Origin of the sequence: Halomonas sp. (assembly GCF_014859505.1) — a bacterium.
Lineage (GTDB): Bacteria > Pseudomonadota > Gammaproteobacteria > Pseudomonadales > Halomonadaceae > Halomonas.
In genome coordinates this window covers 1-4660 of record NZ_JACUUD010000176.1, presented here as the reverse complement: position 1 = coordinate 4660, position 4660 = coordinate 1, and the positions used below count along the sequence as shown (strand labels likewise).

The 4660-nt window shown below is 66.6% G+C and carries 6 protein-coding genes; 2 read left to right on the top strand and 4 right to left on the bottom strand.

Going from position 1 to position 4660, the window contains the following annotated elements:
* The 3 genes from IBX53_RS14760 to IBX53_RS14750 all read right to left on the bottom strand — a co-directional run.
* Positions 1-745: aldo/keto reductase (locus IBX53_RS14760; RefSeq protein ID WP_290910732.1), on the bottom strand; the 745-nt coding region annotated here is incomplete at its 3' end.
* A gap of 14 nt (positions 746-759) precedes the next feature.
* Positions 760-1353, bottom strand: coding sequence for a cyclopropane-fatty-acyl-phospholipid synthase family protein (locus IBX53_RS14755; protein ID WP_290910729.1), 594 nt, complete (start codon positions 1351-1353; stop codon positions 760-762).
* A gap of 328 nt (positions 1354-1681) precedes the next feature.
* Entirely contained in the window at positions 1682-2563 is an 882-nt protein-coding gene (locus IBX53_RS14750) for an alpha/beta hydrolase-fold protein (RefSeq protein ID WP_290910727.1), read from the bottom strand.
* Positions 2564-2691: 128 nt separating this feature from the next.
* On the opposite strand from IBX53_RS14750, the gene IBX53_RS14745 reads away from it, so the two are divergent.
* On the top strand, positions 2692-3711 hold the full coding sequence (locus tag IBX53_RS14745; RefSeq protein ID WP_290910725.1) for an acyltransferase family protein: 1020 nt from the start codon (positions 2692-2694) through the stop codon (positions 3709-3711).
* 125 nt (positions 3712-3836) lie between these two features.
* Positions 3837-4220, top strand: coding sequence for a DUF4168 domain-containing protein (locus tag IBX53_RS14740; protein ID WP_290910723.1), 384 nt, complete (start codon positions 3837-3839; stop codon positions 4218-4220).
* 241 nt (positions 4221-4461) lie between these two features.
* Here the strand turns inward: IBX53_RS14740 and IBX53_RS14735 are convergent.
* The coding region (locus IBX53_RS14735) for a hypothetical protein (protein ID WP_290910720.1) at positions 4462-4660 on the bottom strand (199 nt) is incomplete at its 5' end.

Here is a 4660-nt window from a genome sequence, read left to right as displayed (position 1 = left end):
GGAGCTCGGCCAGCAGCGCCAGGTTGTGTGGCAGGTGCTCGGCGCTGAAGCGCGGCAGGCTGCGGCGCATGTCGCCCTCCGCCAGCCGGGTGGCATCGGTCACCGCGCCGCTCAGGAAGCCACGGCCCAGGGGGCTGAAGGCCACGAAGGCCGCCCCCGCCTCGCGGCACGCCTCGATTACCGCGATCTCCGGGTTGCGGGTCCACAGTGAGTACTCCGATTGCACCGCGGCGATGGGGTGCTCGGCCTGGGCGCGGCGCAGGGTGGCCGCCGAGACCTCGGAGAGCCCCACGGCGCCGATCTTGCCCTCCGCCACCAGCCGGCCGAGCTCGCCCACGCTCTCCTCGATGGCCAGGTTCCTGTCCCAGCGGTGCAGGTAGTAGAGGTCCAGGTGGTCGGTGTCCAGGCGCGCCAGGCTCTCCTCGCACTGACGGCGCAGGGTGGCCGGGCGGCCGTCGATCACCTTCTTGCCCTGCTCGGGGTCCATGGCCATGCCGCACTTGCTGGCCAGCAGGATCTCGTCGCGCTTGGTCGAGAGCGCCTTGCCCACCAGCCGCTCGTTGGCGGTGGCGCCGTAGAGGGTGGCGGTGTCGAAGTGGCGATAGCCCATGTCGAAGGCGGCATCCAGGGCGCGCAGCGCCTCCGCCTCGGGCACCGGCTGGCCGTAACCATGGGAGAGGTTCATGCAGCCCAGGCCGATGGCGGGCGCGGCGACGTCCTGGAGGCGGGAGAAAAGCGTCATCATCAGGTTCCTTCCTGTCAGCGCTTGCGGGCGATGAACTGCACCACGGACCCCAGGCCGGTGTGGCCGCGGCCCTCCAGCACGTCACGTTCGCACTCGCGGCTGAGCTCGATCTCCATCTCGGCGAAGGCTTCCTCCAGCTCGGCGGCGGTGGGGGTGCGGTCCGGGGTATCCGGGCCACCGGTGTCGCGGGGCACCTGGTCCGGGGTGTAGGCCTCGAGGATCAGCACGCCGCCGGGCTTCAGGGCTCGGATCACCTGGCGGTGCATATGGGGGCGGCCCGCCGCCGGCACGTGGCAGAAGATCGAGACCACCGCATCGAAGCTCTCGGGAAGGAACTCATGTCTGGTGAGGTCGGCATTCAGGGTGGTGATCGCCACCCCCTGATGCTCGGCCAGCCGCGCGGCCTTGCGCAGGCCCACCGAGGAGGCGTCCAGCGAGGTGACCCAGTGGCCCAGCCCCGCCAGGTAGACGCCGTTGCGCCCCTCGCCGTCGGCCAGGCACAGCACCCGCTTGGGTGCCTCGCCGATCAGGCCGGCCTGATCGCGCAGGAACTCATTGGGTTCGGTGCCGTAAACGTAATCGTCCGTGCTGTAGCGTTCGTCCCACATGGGGGCGCTCTCCTGTTGGGGTCATCTGTGCCCGAGAGTAGCAAGTTATGCCGACAATGTGGCAGCGGCATGTCGGCATTCGGCGACGCGCCTGACGCTTTCGAGATCTTCCCTGACACCCTCGACCTTCGCCGCGGGCGTGTTGCATGGGAAATCGGTAATGGAAGTCGGCTATGGTAGTGCCCACCGCGACACCGCGACATAACGTCAACACCATACGGACTCCAGGAGCGCCAGACATGGCCACGCCTTCGTCATCATCGCGCGGTGGACCAGACCGCCCAGCGGCCGGATGCCGAGGCGAAGGCGGCTCCGGCCTGATGTCGCCTCATCCGCTGCCCTGAGGCTCCTCCAGCGGCGGCTGCAGGTAGCCGAACATGAAGGTCAGCGCGGGACCGATGCTGGCCTGCCACACCCGCCAGGTATGACCGCCGGAGAGCACCTCCAGCGGCACCTGACCGGGCTGGTGCACCTCGAGTGCCGCCTGCAGCCGACGAGCGTGACCCACGGCATCGAAGACGTCGCGGTTGCCGGCGCTCAGGTAGAGTGGCACGACGTAATCCTGGCTGAGGTAGCTGTCGAGGTAGGCAGGGTAGTTGAGCCGCTGCCAGAGGTCGGCGTCGAAGCGGTTGTCCGGGGTCAGGAAGGCGGCATGCTCCCGGGCGGAGGAGTTGGCCGGTGGCAGCGGGTAGTAGCTGGCCGGGCTCAAGGCCGCGGCGGCGGCGAACAGCTCGGGCCGCTCCAGGGCGAGGTTGATCGTGCCGTAGCCGCCGGCGGAGAGCCCGGCGATGCCGCGCCATTCGCGCTTCGGCACCACCCGCCATACGTCTTCCACGTGGGGCAGCAGGTCCTCCAGAAAGGCGGTGCGGGCCGGCTCGTTGTGGCCATCCACCCACCAGCTCTGGCTGCCGGGCATCACGATCACTGCCGGCGGGATGCGCCCATGTCGGATCATGCGGTCGGCGATCTCCTTGAGCGCCCCGCGGGTCACCCAGTCACGGTCGCTGCCGAAGGAGCCATGCAGCAGGTAGACCACCGGGTAGTCGAGCCCGGAGTCGTGATAGCCGGCGGGCAGGTAGAGGGTGTAGGGATAATCGCGCTCCAGCGCCTCGGAGTGGAAGCGGTGATGAGAGACCTGGCTGGCCAGCGCCTGGCCGGCCAGCAGCAGGAGCATCAGGATCGTCAGTGTGCAGCGCCTGGCTGCCGCCATATCGGGGCCTCCCTGGGCGCGGATGGGGTGTCGGTTTCCGATGAAGGGAATTGATGCCGGCTGTCGCGGTCGGACAACAGGCCCGGCAGAGGCGTTCCACCCACGCGAGGATGACAGGGAACCGACCCATGCAACGAATCGAGGAAATCTACTGGCTGCGCGCCTACGGCTGCCTGGCGGTCTTCAGCTTCCACCTCCTCGATCACCTCAACCAACGCGTCGACACTCTGGCCACCGACCTCGCCCGCATCCCCACGGTACTCGGGACCCCGATCTTCATCTTCATCTCGATCTTCCTGTTCTCCATGCGCTATGGCAACGATATCCCCCGGGGTTTCCTGGGCAGCCGGGTGAAATACGTGATGGTGCCCTACCTGACCTACGGCCTGGCCTACTCGATGGCAGAGTTCCTGCGCCTGCGAGCCGCCGGGGCGGATGCCGGCCTGATGGAGACCCTGCGCGAGTACCTGCTCTACGCCGGCTGGCACGGCTACTTCCTGATCATCGCCGCCCAGTTCTATGCCTTCTACTGGCTCTATGGCCGCCTGCATCTCGAACGCTGGCTGCCGGCCACGCCGTGGCTGGTGATCGGCAGCCTGATCAGCATGGCCTGGTGGGGCTACTGGCAGTGGCGCAGCGAATTACCCCCGGGCTACCTGCACTGGATCGCCCCGCTCGGCTGGCTCTACCTGTTCTTCCTGGCGCTGGTGCTGGTGCGCCACTACCATGACCGCCCCGAAGCGCGCCCGACCTGGGTGGTGGCGTTGGCTCGCCCGCGCTGGCTCGCCGCCCTGGTCGGCCTGGTGGCACTGCTCTCGCTGCCCGGATGGCTGGAATTCTCCTCCAAGGAGGTGTGGGTGGTGCCGCTGTTCCTGCTCTTCACCCTGTGGGTGATGAGGCGCCTGCGCGGCCGCCCGGCGCCGCCGCTGGTGAGACGCCTCAACGAGTTCTCCTTCGGCATCTACCTGGCCCATCCGATGTTCTTCAACCTGGTGGACCTGCTGGACCCCGGCCAGCGCCTGCCGCTTCTGCTCTATGTGCTGGTCCTGGCGGTGGTGGGCATGGCCGGTTCCATCGCCTGGAACCTGGCCGCCAACCGTCTGGAGTGGGGTGGGTTGCTGTTCGGCAAGCGGCTGCGCGTGGCCTGATACCGGATGAATCACCCTGTTACCAACTTTTACCCGAAAATTCTGAACGCGAGCCAGAGCCTGTCGTCACACGAATGCCCACACACGAAACGCCCCATTGGAGGGGTGATTCCCTGGAGGTATCAATGAAACGGATGACAGCCCTTTTCTCTGCCGCCCTGCTCAGCGCCGGTCTGATGTCGGCCACCGCCCACGCCCAGCAGGACCCGGCCGCCGCCCCCGAACAGCCCCAGGCCGCGGCCCCGGCGACGGACTTCTCCGATGAGCAGCTCGAGCAGTTTGCGGAGGTCTCCCAGGAGATCGTCGTGATCTCCCAGGAGTACACCGAACGCCTGCAGGCCGCCGAGGATGAGGCCGCCCAGCAGGAAGTGCAGATGGAGGCCAACGACAAGATGGTCGAGGCAGTCGAGGAGGGTGGTCTCGATGTGGATACCTTCAATGCCATCGGCATGGCCGTTCAGCAGGACCCCGAGCTGATGCAGCGCGTTCAGGAGAAGGTCGAGTCGTAAGGCTCGTTGACCGGGCGCCGCCCCGGACGTGATAGATGGTGTTCCCCGGCGCGGCCGGCCAATGCTCCCCCTCCCCTTGGGATATTGACTCGGACCGCGCCCTTCGCCCCCGCATCCCGCGGGGCGTTTTTATGGAGGCACGCCAGAATTTCCCCCGTGGTAGCCAGACAGCAGAAGGGCCGCTTTTCTGAAAAAGCGGCCCTTGCGTTGCGACTGTCAAGTTACAACATTCCAGCTGGGTTCAACCGATCAACATGACTTGGTCGACTGGCAGGTCGGCTTCATTCTCTTGTCGGCCTGACGCTGGATCTTCGGTTGAACATTGCCAGCTATTTACTTGTTCTTCTGAGTGTTTTGCTTGGCTTGATCCTGCCCCTTCTGAAGGTTGTGCTTTGCCTGGTCCTGACCCTTCTGAAGATTTTCCTGGAACTGCTTCTGGC

Coding starts and splice junctions, on each gene's coding strand:
- IBX53_RS14755 (WP_290910729.1), bottom strand. CDS start 1,353: ATGTGGGACGAACGCTACAGCACGGACGATTACGTTTACGGCACCGAA.
- IBX53_RS14750 (WP_290910727.1), bottom strand. CDS start 2,563: ATGGCGGCAGCCAGGCGCTGCACACTGACGATCCTGATGCTCCTGCTG.
- IBX53_RS14745 (WP_290910725.1), top strand. CDS start 2,692: ATGCAACGAATCGAGGAAATCTACTGGCTGCGCGCCTACGGCTGCCTG.
- IBX53_RS14740 (WP_290910723.1), top strand. CDS start 3,837: ATGAAACGGATGACAGCCCTTTTCTCTGCCGCCCTGCTCAGCGCCGGT.